Origin of the sequence: Marinobacter sp. M5B, from assembly GCF_042604615.1 — a bacterium.
GTDB classification, from domain to species: Bacteria; Pseudomonadota; Gammaproteobacteria; order Pseudomonadales; family Oleiphilaceae; genus Marinobacter; species Marinobacter salarius.
The window spans coordinates 4,084,629-4,104,000 of the sequence record NZ_CP156894.1 but is presented as its reverse complement, the minus strand read 5'-3'; the positions used below and the strand labels follow the sequence as shown (position 1 = coordinate 4,104,000).

14 protein-coding genes are annotated in these 19,372 nt (G+C 59.3%); 8 read left to right on the top strand and 6 right to left on the bottom strand.

Annotation, left to right across the window (positions count from 1 at the left end; all coding sequences use genetic code 11):
• Positions 1–5: 5 nt before the first annotated feature.
• The 3 genes from AAGD24_RS18625 to pdsR form a co-directional block, all read right to left on the bottom strand.
• The gene (locus tag AAGD24_RS18625) at positions 6–1,316 is read right to left on the bottom strand and encodes a DUF3422 family protein (RefSeq protein WP_278368425.1); all 1,311 of its coding nucleotides are present in this window, start codon (positions 1,314–1,316) and stop codon (positions 6–8) included.
• A gap of 82 nt (positions 1,317–1,398) precedes the next feature.
• Positions 1,399–3,423: an ATP-binding protein gene (locus AAGD24_RS18620; RefSeq protein WP_041335481.1), complete on the bottom strand. Its 2,025-nt coding sequence runs from the start codon at positions 3,421–3,423 to the stop codon at positions 1,399–1,401.
• Between the two features lie 3 nt (positions 3,424–3,426).
• A complete protein-coding gene (gene pdsR, locus AAGD24_RS18615; protein ID WP_036211169.1) occupies positions 3,427–4,128 on the bottom strand; it encodes a proteobacterial dedicated sortase system response regulator in 702 nt (233 codons plus the stop codon).
• A gap of 213 nt (positions 4,129–4,341) precedes the next feature.
• Here pdsR and AAGD24_RS18610 point away from each other — a divergent pair, with 213 nt between their 5' ends.
• From AAGD24_RS18610 to AAGD24_RS18590, 5 genes are all read left to right on the top strand, one after another.
• A complete protein-coding gene (locus AAGD24_RS18610; protein WP_379865936.1) occupies positions 4,342–6,498 on the top strand; it encodes a marine proteobacterial sortase target protein in 2,157 nt (718 codons plus the stop codon).
• The gene (locus AAGD24_RS18605; protein ID WP_036211163.1) at positions 6,495–7,106 is read left to right on the top strand and encodes a class GN sortase; all 612 of its coding nucleotides are present in this window, start codon (positions 6,495–6,497) and stop codon (positions 7,104–7,106) included. The genes AAGD24_RS18610 and AAGD24_RS18605 overlap by 4 nt, the downstream gene beginning before the upstream one ends.
• Positions 7,107–7,153: 47 nt before the next feature.
• Positions 7,154–7,864 (top strand): 1-acyl-sn-glycerol-3-phosphate acyltransferase, encoded by a 711-nt coding sequence (locus tag AAGD24_RS18600; RefSeq protein ID WP_075195623.1) that lies wholly within the window; start codon positions 7,154–7,156, stop codon positions 7,862–7,864.
• A 103-nt stretch (positions 7,865–7,967) separates the two neighbouring features.
• Positions 7,968–8,210 (top strand): GlsB/YeaQ/YmgE family stress response membrane protein, encoded by a 243-nt coding sequence (locus tag AAGD24_RS18595; RefSeq protein ID WP_007154902.1) that lies wholly within the window; start codon positions 7,968–7,970, stop codon positions 8,208–8,210.
• A 2-nt stretch (positions 8,211–8,212) separates the two neighbouring features.
• Entirely contained in the window at positions 8,213–8,614 is a 402-nt protein-coding gene (locus tag AAGD24_RS18590) for an MAPEG family protein (protein ID WP_007154903.1), read from the top strand.
• A 53-nt stretch (positions 8,615–8,667) separates the two neighbouring features.
• Here the strand turns inward: AAGD24_RS18590 and AAGD24_RS18585 are convergent, their stop codons facing one another.
• Positions 8,668–9,114: an OmpA family protein gene (locus tag AAGD24_RS18585; protein WP_007154904.1), complete on the bottom strand. Its 447-nt coding sequence runs from the start codon at positions 9,112–9,114 to the stop codon at positions 8,668–8,670.
• Between the two features lie 334 nt (positions 9,115–9,448).
• Between AAGD24_RS18585 and AAGD24_RS18580 the strand changes: the two genes are divergently transcribed.
• Positions 9,449–10,897 carry a rhomboid family intramembrane serine protease gene (locus tag AAGD24_RS18580; RefSeq protein ID WP_379865933.1) on the top strand — a complete coding sequence of 483 codons (1,449 nt, stop codon included), beginning with the start codon at positions 9,449–9,451 and terminating at the stop codon, positions 10,895–10,897.
• 124 nt (positions 10,898–11,021) lie between these two features.
• Here the strand turns inward: AAGD24_RS18580 and AAGD24_RS18575 are convergent, their stop codons facing one another.
• Complete coding sequence (locus AAGD24_RS18575; RefSeq protein WP_379865931.1) at positions 11,022–12,476, bottom strand: hypothetical protein; 1,455 nt, start codon at positions 12,474–12,476, stop codon at positions 11,022–11,024.
• Between the two features lie 118 nt (positions 12,477–12,594).
• Between AAGD24_RS18575 and AAGD24_RS18570 the strand changes: the two genes are divergently transcribed.
• The gene (locus AAGD24_RS18570) at positions 12,595–14,424 is read left to right on the top strand and encodes an ABC transporter ATP-binding protein (protein ID WP_379865929.1); all 1,830 of its coding nucleotides are present in this window, start codon (positions 12,595–12,597) and stop codon (positions 14,422–14,424) included.
• A 200-nt stretch (positions 14,425–14,624) separates the two neighbouring features.
• Positions 14,625–17,384, top strand: coding sequence for an aconitate hydratase AcnA (acnA, locus tag AAGD24_RS18565; protein ID WP_379865927.1), 2,760 nt, complete (start codon positions 14,625–14,627; stop codon positions 17,382–17,384).
• 57 nt (positions 17,385–17,441) lie between these two features.
• On the opposite strand, the gene AAGD24_RS18560 is transcribed toward acnA, so the two are convergent.
• Positions 17,442–19,364: an ATP-binding protein gene (locus AAGD24_RS18560; protein ID WP_379865926.1), complete on the bottom strand. Its 1,923-nt coding sequence runs from the start codon at positions 19,362–19,364 to the stop codon at positions 17,442–17,444.
• Between the last annotated feature and the right edge of the window lie 8 nt (positions 19,365–19,372).

Sequence of the window (19,372 nt, the reverse complement as noted above, 5' to 3'; positions counted from 1 at the left end):
ACTGGTTACTGTCGCCGCGCCAGCCTGATGAACCGGTGGTGAATCATCCGCACGCCGATGAACACCAGGCCCAGCACAACCGGTATGGCAATGCCCAGAACCAGCGAGGTGTTGACGTCGAATCCGGCGTCATCGGCGGACTCCAGCGCCAGCTTCAGCAGTGCCAGCAGGTAGTAGCTGATGACCACCACGGAAAACCCTTCCACTGTGTGCTGCATCATCAACTGGATTTTTGAGCGCCGGTCCATGGAGCTCAACAACTGTTGGTTCTGGCTCTGGATGGCCAGCTCCACCCGTGTACGCACCATGTCCGAGGCCCGGTCCACTCTGCGTGACAGGTCCTCCAGGCGTTCCTTCACCGATTCGCAGGTTTCCACCGCCGGTGTCAGCCGCCGGGTCATGAACTCGGTGATGGTGAGGTGTCCCGACAGCTCATCTTCCCGCAGCTCTTCCAGGCGGGTCAGCACCAGCTGGTGATAGGCCCGTGTCGCCGAGAAGCGAAAGGTGGCATGGGCGCGGAAGGCTTCGATGCGGGCCGCAATGTTGGTCAGATCCGCCAATACCTCACGTTCGTCGATGTCCTGGTTGTCCGCCAGGGACTGGGTTATCACCGCCAGTTGCTGGTCCATGTCGTTCAGCGAGGGTGTCATCTCCCGTGCCAGTGGCAGCGACAGCAATGACATCAGGCGATAGGTTTCGATTTCCATCAGGCGTTGGGTCAGCCGGCCGAGCTGGCTGTCGGACATGTCCCGGTTGAGAACCATGAAGCGCCCAAACCCATCACTATGGAGCCTGAAGGTGCCCCACACCCGGGCCTTCCCTTCCCAGGGGCTGCTGCCCACCAGTCGTTCTCCCTCGAACCAGTGGCGGATTTGCGCCAGGTCGGTTTCCGGGCCGTTTGAGGCTTGCTGCAGGTCAATATGAAAGGCGGCCACCACGGTGCCGGTGAGCTTCTCGAGCCATCCCTTGGGCAGCGACGAGATGCCGGTATCCTGGAAGGGCTGATGGTCGTCCCCAATACCCAGATTGATAAACGTGTAGGAGGCAAACTCCATGTGCATTTCACGCCGGATACGCAGGGAGCCAAAGGTGGCCTCGTAGCAGCTGACGTCCTCCAGTGGTTCGGGTTGCCCCAGCATGATGTGCAGGTCTTGCCAGTGTCGGAACTGGACGGCCCGTTGCTCCGGGGTGGTTAGCAGGGCAATGTGGGTAACCTGCGCCGGGCATGGCAGCACGTGGAACGGGCGGGAATGGAGCTCGTTGTAGAGCTCTGCCCGAAGAGGGTGCAGATCCAGCTGTGTGAGCGGCGGGTTCAAGGCTTGGTCCTTTGACGACGATTGAGGGGCCTACAACGGAACAATAAAGGCTCGCGGGTCGTTCCGAAAGACGACTTGTGGCTTACGACTCTGGTCGCGGGCGGGACGGCAAAAGCACTGTAAAACGCACGCCACCGGTATCATCGCTGGCCATCACTTGGCCGTTGTGGTGCTCGGCAATCAACCTGACGATCAACAGGCCCTGGCCCAGGTGTCCTTCCTGATGGCCGGTTCGCACGGACACGAAGGGGCTGAAAATATCACTGGCGAGGTTCTCCGGCAGGGAGGAACCTTCATTGAACACGCTCAGTTCCAGGTGTCGGGCGTTCTGCGTCAGCCGTACTTCAATGTTTCCCTGCTCTGGTGTGAAATCCCGGGCATTGTCCACCAGTTTGTCCAGAAGCTGCACCAGCAATTCCGGGGAACCGTGGCATAGACAACCGTTGGCCGGTCCGATGTAGTGAATACGGTGGTCGGGGTCCAGTTCCTGATAGGCGAGGGTGGTCTGGGAGGCGACTTCGGCCAGGTCAAAGGTTTCCTTTTCGGCGTGGTCAAAGCTTTGCTCCAGCCGGGCTGCCTCGCTCATGCCCTGCAGTATCTGGCTGAGGCGGTCGGTGGCGGAACGGGCTCGTTCGATGTAACTGGCCTGATCAGCCGGGTCTGTGGTTTGCCCCAGATTCTCCAGGGAAGAACGTACCACCGCCACGGGGGTTTTCAGTTCGTGGGACAGGCGCCGGGAGAAGCTCTCCAGATAGTCTGTGTAGCCCTGAAGGCGGTCCACCATTTGGCTGAATTGCCGTGACAGGTCGCCCAGTTCGTCCTTCGCTTTTGCAGGTGGCAGGGTGCCCAATACGCGGCCGTCGTCGTCAATGCTGGCGCTGACCGCCCGCTGCAGCCGGGTAATGCGCCAGGACAGCCAACTGGCGTAACCCAGTAGAACCAGCATCAGGCCGATGATCAATAACACGCTGCGGGAAATGACCGAACCAAGGGTGCTGCCGGACAAAGCCAGCAATTGGTCCAGTGATTCTTCCAGCACCAGCATCCGGCCATCGCCCAATGATTGTTTCACCAGCATGTAGGTGTCGCCGTCCCGGTGACGAACCAGCCCCTGTGATGGCAGTTCCCCAGCGTCCATGCGATGGGTTTCCGCATTCAGCCGTGAAGGCTCGGGCTGGTAGAAGCTCACCAGTGCCCGCAGGCCGTTCAGGCTGATGCGTTCCAGGATCTGCAGTGGGCTGAGGCTGTCGAATTCAGCCTCGTCGGTTTCGGAGTCGCGTGTCTGGCGAGCAATCACCCAGCCGTCCGGCTCCAGAACCCAGGTGCCCTGGCCCGGAGCAATCATGGCCGCAAGTCGGTTTTCGAGTTGTGGCATTCGGGTGACGATGTGCGCTGAGGTGGGGCCGGCAGAGACGCGTCCATCACCGGTGGCTACCGGCTTTTCCGTAGGCCATGTCACCTGGAAACCAAGGCGGGACGAGGGTGCCGGACGCGGCATTCTCAATTCAGCCTGGTAGCCGTTGCTGACCGCCTGCCAGTAGCCGCTGATGCGATAGTCGGTTGCCCCTTCGCGCTCCGGATCAATCGCATTGATGGCCCCGGGCGCCTGGGTTCGGATCAGGCGCCGCGTCGTCTGCTTATCACCTATAACCTGGAGTTGGATCTGGTCATGGGGTTGGCGGGGTTTGCCGGGGTTGAAGAAGTCAGCGGTTCTGCCGCTGACACGAATCAGGAGGTAGAGATGGGTTTGATCGACGGCTGCCTGCCAGGATAACTCGGGTCCGTCTTTGTCGATGGCTTGTTGTGTGCCTTGCCACTGCTGTCGGGATTCTTCCTCATCATATCCGGGCCAGTCGTCGCCGTAGCCATCCAGATTCGGGCTGCGGGACAGGAGGTCGGCGTAGATAACGTTGGTACCCGCAGCAACCGTTGGGGTCTCGGCAAGTTGTTCCGCTGCAAAACCGGCCGTGCGTCCGGCCTGGCTCTGCAATTGACGAGCGGCCTGGTCACGCAGGGCCTGGTCCAGCTCCAGCACGAACTGCAGGCCCGCCCAGGGAATCAGCAGCATCAGCAGGCTGGCAATGAAGAGTTGGCGCTTAAGGGTCAAAACTCAGGCCTCATGGGCGTTCCAGCGGTAACCCATGCCGTAGGCGGTGTGAATGCCATCGAAGGCGTCGTCGATCTGCAGGAACTTTCGGCGTATACGTTTGATGTGTGAGGTCACCGTATTGTCGTCCAGTACCGTGCTGGCGGCTTCCATCAGTTGGTCGCGGCTGCGAACGTGGCCCGGGTGCTGAACCAGGGAATGCAGCATCCAGAATTCGGTGACGGTCAGGTCGATGGGCTGGTCATTCCATTCTGCCGTCATGCGGTCCACGTTTAATGCCAGGCGGCCACGGTGCACCACTTCATCCGGTTGCTTCAGGGCCTCGGCCCAGGCATCTGCCCTGCGCAGCAGAGCGGTAACCCGGGCCAGCAGGTGGTCCATGCTCATATCCTTGGTGACATAGTCATCGGCACCCAGTCGCAGGCCGTGAACGGAATCGATGTCGCTGTCGCGGGCGGTCAGGAAGATGATCGGCAGGGTTTTGGACAGGCTGCGCAGGTCCTGACACAGCGTAAAGCCGCCTTCGGGTTCATCGCCCAGTCCCACGTCGATGATGGCCAGGTCCGGCAGGGCGGTGCGCAATACCTGGAAGGCACTGTTGCGGTCACCATAGGCAGACACCCGGTATCCCCGGCGCTCGAACGCGTCACGGTAGTTTTCCCGGATGGCGGGTTCATCTTCAATCAGCACGATGTGTCGCTTCATAGCCTGCAACCATTCCCCTGTTTGTACGGGTTCCTATTTAACCATGGCCTGTGGCCAGAACAAGGTAAAGCAGAGGGTTTGCCACAATTCATCATTTTTTCATCGCCGGATCGCCAGATTGTGGCACCGGATCGCCGCTTCCATGGGCTGAAATAGTCGCCAGTTGCCACCAGGCGTGCTTTTTCAACCACAGTGATACAAGGAAGCGAAACAATGCTGTTGACCAACCTGGGACCCTATTCATCAACCGCCCCGAATGGCGGGCGGCAGATTGCCGGTAGTATGACAGGGAGCAAGATCTCCCCTCGGCTGCGACGCTGGCTGGAGGGCATTTCCCTGTGGCTGGCAGTGCTGCTTTTCCTGTTTGTACACCCGGTGTACGCAGAGGCCTCCGAAACTGGACGCGAAGGCGCCGGTGAGTTTCATTTTGTCGATGATGCCGGCCAGCGACTGGGCTCGGCAACCCTGTTGAACACAGACTACAACGTAACTGTCAGCGGTCTTATCGCCGACACCCGCTTGCGCCAGAGCTTCCGTAATACCAGTCAGCAGTGGCGGGAAGGCGTGTTCGTGTTCCCGTTGCCGGAAAATGCGAACGTATACGGCATGACCATGACCGCTGGCGAGCGGGTGATTGTCGGCGAGATTCACGAAAAGCAGGAGGCCAAACGCCAGTACGCCAAGGCGAAGGAGGAAGGCCGTAAGGTCGCCCGTGTAGACCAGCAACGGCCCAACCTGTTCACCACCCGTATGGCGAATATCCCCCCGGGAGAAACCATCACGGTTGAACTCAACTACCAGCAGGCGGTGCGTTACCAGTCCGGCGAGTTCGAACTGCGCCTGCCCACCACGCTGACACCGCGCTACATGCCTGGCCAGGCACTGGACAACGAGCCGGCGCAGTGGTCGGGTGGTTGGGCGTCGCCCACCACGGCAGTGCCGGATGCCGACCAGATCAGCCCGTTCACGGTGCGGCCCGACGATGTGGGCCCGGATAGCCATCGCGCAACCATTGCCCTGGAAATCAACGCCGGCCTGCCGGTAAGCCGTGTGTCGAGCCCCAGTCATCGAGTGACCAGTACCTGGAACGGCAACACCGTGGAGGTGGCGCCGGAATCCCGGGCTGTGCTTATGGACCGTGATCTTATCGTGCGCTGGGCGCCTGCCCGGGGTATGGAGCCCGCAGCCGCCGTTTTCCAGGAGCAGTGGCAGGGTGAGGACTACCTGCTGGCGTTAGTGGTGCCCGGCGTCAATGGAAAACAGCGCCTGCCAAGGGAGCTGGTGTTCGTGATCGACACCTCTGGTTCCATGGCTGGCGAGTCCATCCGTCAGGCCCGGCAGGCGTTGTTGCGGGGGCTGGAGACACTCGATGCCGATGATCGTTTCAACGTTATCCAGTTCAACAGTCAGACCCACTCACTGTTTATGGAGGCGGTTCCCGCCAGTGGCAACAACCTTGCCCGGGCACGTCGTTACGTGAAAGGGCTGAACGCCGATGGTGGCACCGAGATGGCCTCGGCTCTGGATGCCGCGCTTGAGATGACCGGTGATGGTGGCGAGGAGTCCCGCGCCAGGGTCAGGCAGGTGGTGTTTATTACCGATGGAGCTGTCGGTAATGAAAGCGCGCTCTTCGGGAAAATTCGTGATGGGCTGGGCAGCAGTCGGCTGTTCACCGTAGGCATCGGTTCTGCCCCCAACATGCACTTCATGCGTGAAGCTGCACGCTATGGCCGCGGTACCTACACCGCCATCAGTGACCTGTCGGACGTGGCCCGCCCGCTGGACGAGCTGTTCGGTAAGATGGAGGCGCCGGTGTTGACCGATATCGCAGTGAGTTGGCCGGGCCAGGCCGCTGCAACCGAAGCCTTCCCTGACCGAATTGGCGATCTGTTCAGGGGGGAGCCCATGGTGCAGGTTGTGCGCGGCCTGCCGGCTGAAGGCGCACTCGACGTTTCCGGGCGTCTTCCGGATGGCAGTCAATGGCAACAGTCGTTGAGCCTCGAACAGGCCGCCAACGGCAAGGGCCTGCATCGTCATTGGGCAAAACAGAAAATCGATAGCCTGATGGACAGTGGGCTGACCGGCCAGATTGATGATGACGCGCGCCAGCATGTGATCCGTTTGGGGCTGGAACATCAGTTGATGACAAAGTACACCAGCTTCCTGGCCCAGGACAAAACCCCGTCCAGACCGTCTCAGGAGGCGCTGGAAACCGACAGCGTGCCCACACTGCTGCCCGCCGGGAGCCAGGGCACGATGTTGCGATACCCCCAGACTGCAACCATGTCTCCACTGCTGATCGCCATTGGCCTGATTGGGCTGATGTTCTCGGCCGCGATCACGCTCCTGAAGCGGAGGGTATACCCATGAACCGATTGATTCTCCTGTTGGCGACGACGTTCGCGACTGTCCTGGCGGTCGGCCTGTGGATTCCGTTCAAGGCCCTGGTGGCGCAGGAGCTTCTGGAGCTGGCCTGGGCTGAAAGCCAGGCGCGGCAGCAGGAAACCCGGCCCTGGCCCTGGGCAGACACCTGGCCAGTGGCCCGCCTGATGGTGCCTGAAACCGGCCAGTCACTGATCGTGCTGGACGGCGCGCACGGTGAAAGCCTGGCCTTTGGGCCGGGGCAGGTGGTGGGCAACGACGGCCGGGCGGGCCCGGTAGTAATTGCGGGCCACCGCGATACGCATTTCCGGGGGCTACAGCATCTGGAAACCGGCAGCCGGGTAAAGTTGCAGGATCGCGATGGCGACTGGCGTTCATTCCGGGTGGACCGTATTCGCGTTGTCGATAGCCGGCACGAGCAAATCAATACCGCACAACTGCCCAGGGATTCGCTGTTGCTGGTGACCTGTTATCCCTTCGATGGCCTTGAGAACAACGGTCCGCTACGCTATGTGGTGGAGGCCACAGCCGAGCCCCTGGTGACGGCCAATAAAGCCGATAACGCCCTGGCCCGGGAGGCTGTTGCCGGAACCTGATTTTGGCGTACACTTGTGCGCCAAAAATTGCATCAGGGTTGTCGTTAATGGGAATGCCAAGAAAACTGCTGGCCTGGCTGATGGTGCCGGTCATCTGTCTGTTTGCACTGGTTCTGTATGTCGCCCGGCCATTCAATCCGGACAACAACCGCTTGCTGGCACGAACGATTGCCCGCGTCGGTCGTTTGCTCCTGGGCATGGAGCGCCCTCTGGAAGGGGCCGACAACATGCCGCAGGACCGGCCCACGGTCGTTATTGCCAATCACCAGCACAACGATGACCTGTTCGTGATGGGGGATTTGCTGCCGCCCCGCACCGTCACGGTAGGCAAGTCGTCGCTGATATGGATCCCGTTTTTTGGCCAGGTGTTCTGGCTCGGAGGCAATGTCATCCTCAACCGGGGACGCTCCCACAAGGCTGTTGCGGTGATGCAGGCGACCAGCGAAGCGATCAGCCGTGACCGCAAGAGCCTCTGGGTCTTTCCAGAGGGTACCCGCAGCCGCGGCCGGGGCCTGCAATCATTCAAGAAAGGGGCTTTTCACGCCGCCATTGCCTCCGGTGCGCCCATCACCATGGTCTGCGCCAGCCAGTACTATGATCGTACCCTGGGGTGGTCCGGCCGCCGCGAACCGGTGGCTATCCGGGTGCTTCCGCCGGTTGAAACCGCAGGACTCACGGTTGCGGATATTCCCCAGTTGATGGCCCAGTGCCGCCAGCAAATGGAAGCGGCCATCGCGGACCTCGAACCTACCGCCTGAACGTGTCCCACGAAACTGCCCGCCTCCCTGCGGAAGTGCTTGAAGCGCCGGGTAAAACAGGGCAGTCTTTCGGGGACTGTTTCGCTGCTCGGAGATGCATGCAATGAATCTGATTCTGTTCCTGATTATTGGTGGTGTGGCCGGTTGGCTGGCCGGCCTGATCATGAAGGGCCGAGGCTTCGGCGTACTGGCAAACATTGGTATCGGTATTGTCGGGTCCGTTCTGGGCGGTTTCGTTTTCCGTCTGCTGGGCTTGGCTGCACAGGGCGCCATTGGTGAACTGGTTACCGCCACAGTGGGTGCTGTGTTGCTGCTGGCGGTTGTCAGCGCGATCAAGAAGGCCTGATTATGATCGTACCTGTCTCTGCCGTTTTCGCAGCCGTTCTCGGGCTGCTGTTGCTGGTGTTGTCGGGGATGGTTTCCCGTTTCCGCCTGAAATATAAAAAGAGCCTGGGTGTCACGGACGACCGGGACTTCCAGGCGGCCGTCCGTGCCCAGGCGAACCTGGTGGAATACGCCCCCCTGGGGCTGATAATGCTCGCAGTTGCCGAGTTGAACGGTGTTCCCAGTGGGCTGGTCTACTGGACGGGGATGGCCTTTGTGGTGGGGCGCGTATTGCATGCCTTCGGCATGATCAATGGCCGGGGTGGCCCCCATATTGCCCGTATGGCAGGTATTCTGCTGACCTGGGTTGGCATCCTCGCTATTGCCGTATTGCTGCTCTGGAACGTGTTCCAGGTCTACGGCTGAGTCTCCCGCGGGGGCACTCAGCCCCCGGATCTTTGATCTGTAAGGCCGGGCTCCTAGAGCGCCCGTGCCATTTCCATGGTGACGTATTCCAGTTCCAGTCGGCGGTTGGCGGCGTGGTCTTCCGGGCGCGCCAGCGGGCGATCGCTGCCCCAGCCGCTCACCAGAACCTGGCTTTCCCTGACGCCCTCGCGAATCAGTACTTTGGCCGCGCTGCTGGCCCGCAGGCGGGACAGGAAATGGTTGTATTCACTAACGCCGAAATTATCGGCATGGCCATGGATCCGCACCGTCACGCCCGGGTTGTGCCTCAGGTAGAGCGCGTGCTGGCGCAGGATCGCCAGGTCCTGCTCATCCAGGCGATGTTTGTTGAAGCCGTAGTGAAACCGCAGCCGGTGTGGTTTGCGGGGAGTGCTGTCCGATGCCAGTGAGGGCATGGGCAAGCCTGATTCGATGGCCGCTCTGGCAAGTAGATCCGGATTGTCCAGTATGAGTACAGTCATGGCAGTTTCCTTGGTTGCACGTCCTGTTTTTCTTGTTGTCCCGGCAACTATTGGCTGTGGCCGGGACAACGGCAATTGGCGATTGGTCGAAACCCATACTCCGTGCTCGTTTCGAGCATCGTGCGATTCGCCCCTTTGCGGCTGCCCTGATTGAATGTCATTTGTATGACCATCGTGTGACAACCGCAGAGTAGCCTGTTTGTGGTGCCGCGCACAGTTTGTTTTGCCTGTGGCCGGCTAAACCGCTTCAGGATTCATTACAACGCGAAAAACTGGCCATGCTGTGGTAAAAAGCACCCCTGAAGAGACAAATTATGATGAATTGTGACGGCCCATGCTGATTATCCCCGCCGAAAACACCGTGAACTGGAAGCGCCCACCCTGGGTTACTCTCGGGCTGATCACGACATGCCTGCTGGTATTCTTCTTTTACCAGGGCGACGACAACCGGCTGATTGAAGAAGCGGTCGAGCAGTATCTGGAATCGGACCTGAAGTCGCTGGAATCCCCGGTGTATGAGGACTACCTCGAGCGACAGATCGAGTTTGAAGACAATAAAGATCGGGTCTACGACCTGCAGAATTTCCAGCAACTGCAGGAAGAGGGCGGAGACCTTTGGGTTGCCTATAGCCTGTTGGCGGACCGTGAGTTTTACCAGTACATGCTGCAGAACAGGGACAGGCTTTGGGCGCCGGCCGAGCGCCGCCTCTGGCTGGAGCAGCGTGGGGATATTCAGACCCAACTGATGGATAAACTCAGTGCCAATCAGCTAGGGCTGGTACCGGCGGAATTTTCCCTCTACACGCTGATTACCTACCAGTTCCTCCACGGCGGTTGGGGTCACATTATTGGCAACCTCGTGTTCCTGTTCCTGCTGGGGTTTACCGTCGAGAAGGCTTTGGGGCCAGGGCGTTTTCTGCTGGCATACCTGTTGTGTGGTGCCCTTTCGGGCGTGGTGTTCACCGCATTTTCCATGGGCAGTCACATCCCGCTGGTGGGTGCATCCGGGTCCATCTCCGGGCTCATGGGCATGTATGTGGCCATCTACGGGCTGCAGAAAATCCGCTTCTTCTATTTCGTGGGTGTGTACTTCAATTATTTTCGCGCCCCGGCGTTGGCGATCCTGCCCGTGTGGTTGGGCAAGGAAATCTACGATTACTGGTTCGCCGGGGCCACCGGCATTGCCTACATGGCTCACGCGGGTGGCTTGGTGGCTGGCGCCGGTATGGTCTGGCTTCTGGGTAAGAGCTGGTTGCAGGTGAAGGAAGAATTTTTCGAGCCAGAGGAAGATGAGCAGGACGAGCGTTTCACCACCGGCTACAGCCAGGCCATGGCCAGCCTCGGGCGGATGGATTTCGACCTGGCCCGGCACCAGTTCGAGGCGCTGAGAGAGCACTATCCGGACCGCACCATCCTGTTGGAGCACCTTTACCAGCTGGCGAAACTGCGCCCGGACCTTCCGCAATACCGCGAGCGAACGCAGGCATTGATGAACGAATCCCTCAGCCGTCGCCAGCCCGAGCGGATGGTTGAAATCTGGCAGGAATACCTGAGCAAGGGCGAGGGCCACGCGCCGCTTGATGCAGGGGATCACAACCGGGTGTTGTTCACCTGCCTTCGAAATGACGATTTGAAAGCCGCGGAGAAAGCTTTCGAACGCCTGCGCAGCGCTGGTGACCAGCTCCTGGCTAGCGAAGCCTGCCGTTTGCTGGCAGAAGAGTTCGAAAAGCGCCAGATGACGCCAAAAGCTCGCCACTACAGGCAGTTGTTACAAGAAGGCTAACTCACGGTTTGGCGGCCGAGTGTTGGGCAGGCTTTCCAAAACCGTGCGTAGCCATGGATGGCGGAGCCGAGCGTACAGGGATGTATTCACAGCGTGTTTTGGAAAGCCTGCCCAACACTTGGCCTTACTCCTGAACCGCAAACGAAGCCTTGGGCCCCTTCAAAGGCTCCCGCTTCTCAACCTGCTGAAGGTACACATCGACCTGCTGGTGCAGGGGATGGTTCAGGCATCGCTTCTTGACGAAATTCAGGAACGCCGACGCTTTTTCCCACTGCCCCAGACCATTCGCCAGCGCCTGGGCGACCAGCAGATAGGCTGGAGCCAGTTCCTCGCTGTCCGGGAAGCGCTTGTGGAAATCCTGAAGTAACTTCAGTGCCGGTTTGAAGTGTCCGCGCTGGTACAGGCAACGGGCGCAGCGCACTGACAGCTCCGGGTCTTCCAGCCGGAATCCAGGCTCCACAGTCTCGATAGCTGCCAGTAAACCAGCTATACCGTCGCCGTCGTTTCGTTCCGCCAGCATGTTCAGCAACCGGGGGTGATAACGATACAGCTCCGGAATATCATTGCGGGCGGTCAGCAACTGATGCAGTTGTCCCAACCGCAGGGCATTCTGGGAGTCCCGTTTCAGGGCTTCCTTGAGCATCGACTGGACCCGCTCGTAGTTGCCGTCCTTCAGGTTCATGTCAATGTCGGCGTCAAACCGCTGGGTGCGGTCGCGATTCTGCATGTCGCCGGCGTTGTCATCATCCTGCAGATCGCTGGCAAATCCCAGTTCCTCTTGGTACTGGAACAGCAGGTAGCCCAGCATGTGGAACAGGATCAGCGTAAAGGTGCTGTTGAGAAAACCCGCCAGTGTGCGGGCAACACCCGGAGCGAAGTGGGTGAGGGCGAAATCCTGGGCTGCCCCGGACGCCAGGGTCAGCAGGATCAGGTAGCCATACAGCAGGAAGTAGGGCGTGCCGATGCGCGAGATCAGTACCGCCAGGTTCATGGGGTTTACTGCGGCCATCACCGAGCGCTCCATGGCCAGCACCATGATGCTGGCGGGCAGGGCCAGGATCACGAAGGCCACCGCCAGGAACATCAACAACGGCCCGCCGACCATGGCGGCGGCCGCCACCATGCCACCCATAAGCGCAAACACCAGTAGCTGTAGGATCACAATGTCAAACCCGCTGCCGGTGAACGCCACTGCTACCGGAGGCGGTTTCATATGGCCTTCGGCGGTGTGGCTGATAACGGCATAGGTATACTTCAATAGCGCCAGGGCCAGCACCAGCGTAATAATCAGGCCGATGAGGTTGCCGCTGACAAGCAGTGGCACCAGCGTGCAAATGGCAATAACCATCAACGGATCGGTGTGGAACGGGTAGCGGAAGAAAGCACCAATCCGGTTCCAGAATGGCACTGCTTCCGTGGCGGCACCGAGATAGCGCATGGCACGGCTGCAATGGGGGCACAAGGCGTGTTGTTTTCGAGTATCCGCATCCGGCATGCAACGGGTGCAGTAGTGTATCTGGCAATCACCGCAATGCCATTTTGCGGGTTCGCCGGGGTGGTAATGGCAGTCGTGTTTCACAATGGGCCCGGTTCTGGTACTTCGAGGGTTTGAGGGGCAATGATGGCAGAAGGTCGGGTAGACTGTCACCGAATTTGCTGCGTACCAGTATGGTGGACATCGCATTAACGGAGGTTTCTTGGAGCAGGCGGCGGATCTGAACGCAGTCGGGCCGGATAGCACGGGTCGCAACGATAACCGGTACACCTGGCGGGGCATTCTGTCCCTGGCCCTTAAGCACAAGCCGCGGCTGGTGCGAGCGAACATGCTCGCGATCCTGGCCACGGTCGTCAGCGTGCCTATTCCGCTGCTGTTGCCGGTACTGGTAGACGAAGTGTTGCTTGATGAGGCTGGCCCGGTGTTGCCTGTTATGCAGGCGATGCTGCCCGAGGCATGGCACCTGCCCACGGCTTACATTGGCCTGATGGTGGTAGCGGCGTTTCTGCTAAGGTCGCTGTCGCTCACCTTCAACGTGCTCCAGTCCCGTGAGTTTTCCAAGATTTCCAAGGATGTGGTATTCCGTATCCGTTCCCGACTGCTGGGTCGGCTGCAGCGGGTGGCTATGTCGGAGTATGAAACCCGTGGCTCAGGCGGCATCACCAGCCATTTCATTACCGACCTGGACACCATCGACCAGTTTCTGGGTACTACGATCAGCCGGTTCCTGGTGGCAAGCCTGACGGTATTGGGCACTGCCATCGTGCTGATGTGGGTCCACTGGCAATTGGGGCTTCTGATCCTGCTGTTCAATCCGTTGGTGATCTTTACCACCATGCTCATCGGCAAGCGGGTCAAGGAACTCAAGCGTCAGGAGAACAGCGCCTATGAGGATTTTCAGGGTGACCTGACCGAAACTCTGGACGCGATACACCAGCTCAGGGCGGCCAACCGGGAACAGCACTACCTGCGCCAGTTGATCAGCCGCGCCCGCACGGTTCGCGATCATGCCATACAGTTTGAATGGCGCAGCGACGCTGCCACCCGCGCCAGTTTCGCGCTGTTCCAGTTCGGTGTGGACACCTTTCGTGCGGCGGCGATGGTGACGGTCCTGTTCAGTGACCTGAGTATCGGCATGATGTTCGCGATCTTCGGCTACCTCTGGTTCATGCTCACGCCTGTGCAGGAAATGCTGAATATGCAGTACGCCTGGTTTGCTGCCAATGCGGCACTGGGGCGCATTAACCGCTTGCTGGAGCTGGAAGAAGAACCCCGTTATCCAGCACTGGAGAACCCTTTCCGGGGCCGGCATACCGTTGGTCTGACCCTCAAAAACATCCACTTCAGCTACGGTGAGGAATCTGTGCTCAAGGGCATCGACCTCCACCTTGAACCGGGGGAGAAAGTCGCGGTTGTGGGCGCCAGTGGTGGCGGAAAATCCACTCTGGTGCAGGTCATTCTCGGTATGTACACACCGCAGCAAGGGCAGGTGCTGCTGGGTGGTGTGCCGGTTCAGCGCATCGGGCTCCCCTGTCTGCGGGAGAACGTGGCCACCGTGCTGCAGCACCCGGCTCTGTTCAACGACACCGTGCGGCAGAACCTCACCCTGGGCAGGGACAAGACCGACGCCGAACTGTGGCAGGCCCTGGCCATCGCGCAACTGGACGGGACCGTGGCGGACATGCCTCAGCAACTGGATACCATGATTGGCCGTCAGGGAGTGCGCCTGTCCGGTGGCCAGCGCCAGCGGCTGGCCATTGCCCGCATGGTGCTGTCGGATCCCTCCGTGGTGATTCTGGATGAAGCGACTTCCGCCCTGGACGCCGAAACCGAGTTTCAACTGCATCAGGATCTGGAGGCATTCCTGCGTCAACGCACCACCCTGATCATCGCCCATCGTTTGAGTGCCGTGAAACAGGCCGATCGCGTCTACGTTTTCGAGGACGGTTACATCACCGAGGAAGGGCATCACGACGAGCTGATCGCCCGCCAGGGTCTGTATGCCCAGCTTTATGGGGATCGACAGGCCTGAGGGTGCAGGGGTATTCACCGCTGCAATACCGAACATTCACGGAACCGCAGTTGAAGTCTCGTCAATCGGTGCAATAGTTATAGGAGACTTTCAAAATCAGGGTCTTTGCATCAGTCTATTGCCATCTGCGGTAAGTACGCTGATGCAAAGGCTACTGCTAAGCCTTCCGACATCTTCGGATCATCAAAAGGAGGCACCTCATGTCGAAACAAAGCCTGAGTAAAGACAGTCTCAATACGCTTTCCAGCCTGGAAGCTGGTGGCAAAACCTACCACTACTACAGCCTGCCCAAGGCCGCCGACACCCTTGGCAACATCGACAAGTTGCCGTTTTCCCTGAAGGTGTTGCTGGAAAATCTGCTGCGCAACGAAGATGACGCCACCGTGGACCGGGGCCATATCGATGCGATGGTTCAGTGGATGAAAGACCGTAAATCCGATACCGAAATTCAGTTTCGTCCTGCTCGTGTACTGATGCAGGACTTCACCGGTGTGCCCGGTGTGGTGGATCTTGCAGCCATGCGGGAAGCGGTAAAAGCCGCCGGCAAGGACCCGGCAATGATCAATCCGCTGTCGCCGGTGGATCTGGTGATCGACCACTCGGTGATGGTGGACAAGTACGGTGATCCGTCTGCCTTCAAGGACAACGTCACCATCGAGATGGAGCGCAACCAGGAGCGCTATGAGTTCCTGCGCTGGGGCCAGCAGGCGTTCGACAACTTCCGCGTGGTGCCGCCGGGGACCGGTATCTGTCACCAGGTAAATCTGGAGTATCTGGGCAAGACGGTGTGGAGCAAGGACCAGGATGGAAAAACCATCGCCTACCCGGACACCCTGGTGGGAACAGACTCACACACCACCATGATCAACGGTCTGGGCATCCTCGGCTGGGGTGTGGGTGGTATCGAAGCGGAAGCGGCCATGCTTGGCCAGCCTGTGTCCATGCTGATTCCGGAGGTGGTCGGCTTCAAGATCACCGGTAAACTGCGGGAAGGCATTACCGCGACGGATCTCGTGTTGACCGTGACCGAAATGCTGCGCAAGAAAGGTGTCGTGGGTAAGTTCGTGGAATTCTACGGTGACGGTCTGAAAGACATGCCCGTTGCAGACCGTGCCACTATTGCCAACATGGCGCCGGAATACGGGGCGACCTGTGGTTTCTTCCCGGTGGATGAGCAAACCATCAAATACATGCAGTTGACCGGCCGTGAAGACGATCAGCTTGAGCTGGTGGAGGCCTATGCGAAAGCCCAGGGCCTCTGGCGCCAGCCCGGTCAGGAGCCGGTGTACACCGACAACCTGGAACTGGACATGGGCGAAGTCGAGGCCAGCCTGGCCGGCCCCAAACGTCCTCAGGACCGGGTGGCCCTGAAGAACATGAAGGCATCCTTTGAGTTGTTGATGGAAACCGCCGAAGGCCCGGCAGAGTCCCGCGAGGACAAGCTGGAATCTGAAGGCGGGCAGACCGCCGTGGGCGTCCAGGATAGCTACGAGCACGCTGCCAGCCAGCCGATGGAAATGAATGGCGAAAAAACCCGTCTTGACCCGGGTGCGGTTGTTATCGCGGCCATTACGTCCTGCACCAACACCTCGAATCCTAGCGTAATGATGGCTGCCGGCCTGATTGCCCAGAAGGCTGTGGCCAGGGGGCTCAATACCAAACCCTGGGTAAAAACTTCCCTGGCACCGGGTTCCAAGGTGGTGACCGATTACCTGAAGGTGGGCGGCTTTCAGGACGATCTCAATAAGCTTGGCTTCAATCTGGTGGGTTATGGCTGCACCACCTGTATCGGTAACTCCGGCCCGCTGCCGGATGCGGTCGAGAAGGCCATTGCCGATGGTGATCTTACCGTGGCCTCGGTATTGTCCGGTAACCGTAACTTCGAGGGCCGGGTGCACCCGCTGGTGAAAACCAACTGGCTGGCTTCACCACCGCTGGTGGTGGCCTATGCCCTGGCTGGCAACGTGCGCCTGGACCTCTCCAATGATCCGCTGGGTGACGATAAAGACGGCAAGCCCGTCTATCTGAAAGACCTGTGGCCAAGCCAGCAGGAAATCGCCGAAGCGGTCGAGAAAGTGAAGACCAGCATGTTCCATAAAGAATACGCGGAAGTCTTCGACGGCGACGCTACCTGGAAGGCGATCAAGGTCCCCGAGAGCAAGGTGTACGAGTGGTCGGACAACTCCACCTACATCCAGCATCCGCCGTTCTTCCAGGGTCTGAAGGAAGAGCCGGACGCCATCGACGACATCAAGGACGCGAACATTCTGGCGTTGCTCGGTGACTCGGTCACCACTGACCATATTTCCCCGGCGGGGTCGTTCAAAGCCGACAGTCCGGCGGGTAAATACCTGCAGGAGCGGGGCGTGGAGCCGAAAGATTTCAACTCCTACGGTTCGCGCCGGGGCAACCACGAGGTGATGATGCGTGGCACCTTCGCCAACGTGCGTATCCGGAACGAGATGCTGGACGGCGTTGAGGGCGGTTTCACCAAACACATCCCGTCCGGTGAGCAGATGCCCATCTACGATGCGGCCATGAAGTATCAAGAGGAGGACACACCCCTGGTGGTCATTGCCGGCAAGGAATACGGCACCGGCTCCAGTCGTGACTGGGCCGCGAAAGGTACCCGCCTGCTGGGCGTGAAAGCCGTGGTTGCCGAGTCCTATGAGCGTATCCACCGTTCGAACCTGATCGGTATGGGCGTGATGCCGCTGCAGTTTAAGGATGGGGTCGACCGCAAGAGTCTGAAGCTGACGGGTGAAGAGACCATCAGTATCAAGGGGCTGTCCGGTGATATCAAGCCGGGTCAGACACTTGAAATGACGGTGACTTATCCGGACGGCAAGACCGAGACTTGCGAGCTGTTGTCGCGGATCGACACCGCTAACGAAGCGGTCTATTACCGCCACGGGGGTATCCTGCACTACGTGGTGCGGGAGATGCTCAAGTCGGCATGAGTTGATTAATCGGCCCGGCGGGGCAACCTGCCGGGCCTCTCAGTACCCTGTTTCCCATTACCCCGCCACTGGCAGTTCCAGCCAGAACGTTGCCCCCTCGCCCGGAATGGATTCATAGTCCACCGTGCCATCCATGCGCGTCATCAGTTCCCGGGTGATGGCCAGTCCGAGCCCGGTTCCACCACTGACTCTTCGGTCCGACGCGTCGGCTTGTGAGAATTTCTGAAAAATATGTTCCCGGAAGTGCGGGGCCACGCCCTCACCATGGTCTCTGATGCACAAACGAACAGACTCTTCGCGCTGGCTGGCGAAAATGTCGACGGAGGAACCTGCCGGGGAAAACTTGATGGCGTTGGACAACAGGTTGGTGATGGCCTGGTTCAGCCGTTGACGATCCACATGCACCGTCACGGCTGGAAGTTCAGACACCTGAAGGTCGATGTCCCGCTGTTGGGCGAAGGTTGCGATGTTCTCAACACTCTCGTGAACCAGGTTCTGAAGAACATAATGCTCGCTCCGGAAGGGCATTTTGCCGGCCACCAGTTTTTCCATATCAAGTAAGTCGTTGATCAGGAAGGTAAGCTGCTGGCTATTTCGATAGGCAATGTGCGCCAGTTTCGAGGCTTTCTCAGGCAGCTCGCCGACGGCATTGTTAGCGAGCAGCCCGAGGGAGCCGGAGATCGAGGTCAGTGGGGTGCGAAGCTCATGGCTGACCGTGGAAATGAACTCGTTCTTCAGGTGGTCGACTTTCTTCCGCTCTGAAATGTCTTCAGTGATCAGCCAGACAACGGGTTCATTGCCGTAATTGTCCAGTTGCAGACCGTGGAGCATGATGGGGGACGGCTCGTCGTGCCCAGGCGCCATGTAATAGCCTTCAAGACCGCTGATTCTGGCGTGCTCCCGAAGGGTTTCCTGAACCCCGGGCCTGTTTGCCAGCGGCTCTCCGTGGACATCAAGCGGCTGGTCGAAGAAATCCAGCGACTGGACGGATTTGCCAAACTGGCTTTCGAATGTTGGGTTTGCCCGGAGCAGTCGATTGGAATGAACACTGAATAGCCCGATGCCCATGGGTGCCAGTTCGAATAGCCCCCAGAGACGCCGCTGCATCTCGCGATCCCGCGACATCAGGCTGGTGAGCCAGAAAACACCACCGGCGATAATGGCCAACAACGCAAACAGGCTACCGCGAAAAATCCACGGTTGTCTGGGGTGATCTGGCCATCCTTTAGCCGGCTCTGCAAATACCATCCAGGTGGTGCCTCTCATTCGAATCCTGCTTTTTACCGGATTCGTCCACGGGATAGATCCTGTTGAGAAAAAGACGGACTCGGTGTCAGTGATGTCGGACGAAGATGAGAGGGCAAGGTTGAAGCCATCTTCCAGTCTGTCCAGCCCGATGGACGAGTATAGTTTCTCAAGATCCAGAATTACGGATACGACGCCCCAGAATTCGCCGGTGGCCTGTTCGAAGATCGGAATACGACCTGCTAGCCCCTGTCCTCCCTGAACCAGGTTGATGGGGCCACTGAACACCTCCCGGCGAGAATCAAGTAACGCATCGATCTGTTCCGGTGACAGGCTCTGTGCCGTCAGGTCGAGCCCCAGCGCAGCTTTGTTGCCTTCCAGCGGGTATATATGTCGGATGACGAAGCCAGGGGCCAGGCCGATGTTCTGGAGTTCCGGTGCCAGACTTATGACGACGGATGCGAGTTCCCGAAATCGTTGGCCGTTAATGTCGGGCTGTATCGACACGTTCGCAGCCAGCCCCCACACCGTTTGTATGTTTTGGAGAATCGAGCTTTGCAGTTTCAGGCTAATATCGTCCGCCTTAGTCTGCCATTGTTGGCGGACCTCATTGCGGTGGCTGGAGGAACTGGACGCATCAAGGGAAATTGCGACGACCACAACCAGCAGCAGGACGCCCAGTCTTGCTGCCCAAATCAGACGACGAAACATGTTGACCCGCGTTGGTGGCGCCATTATCGATT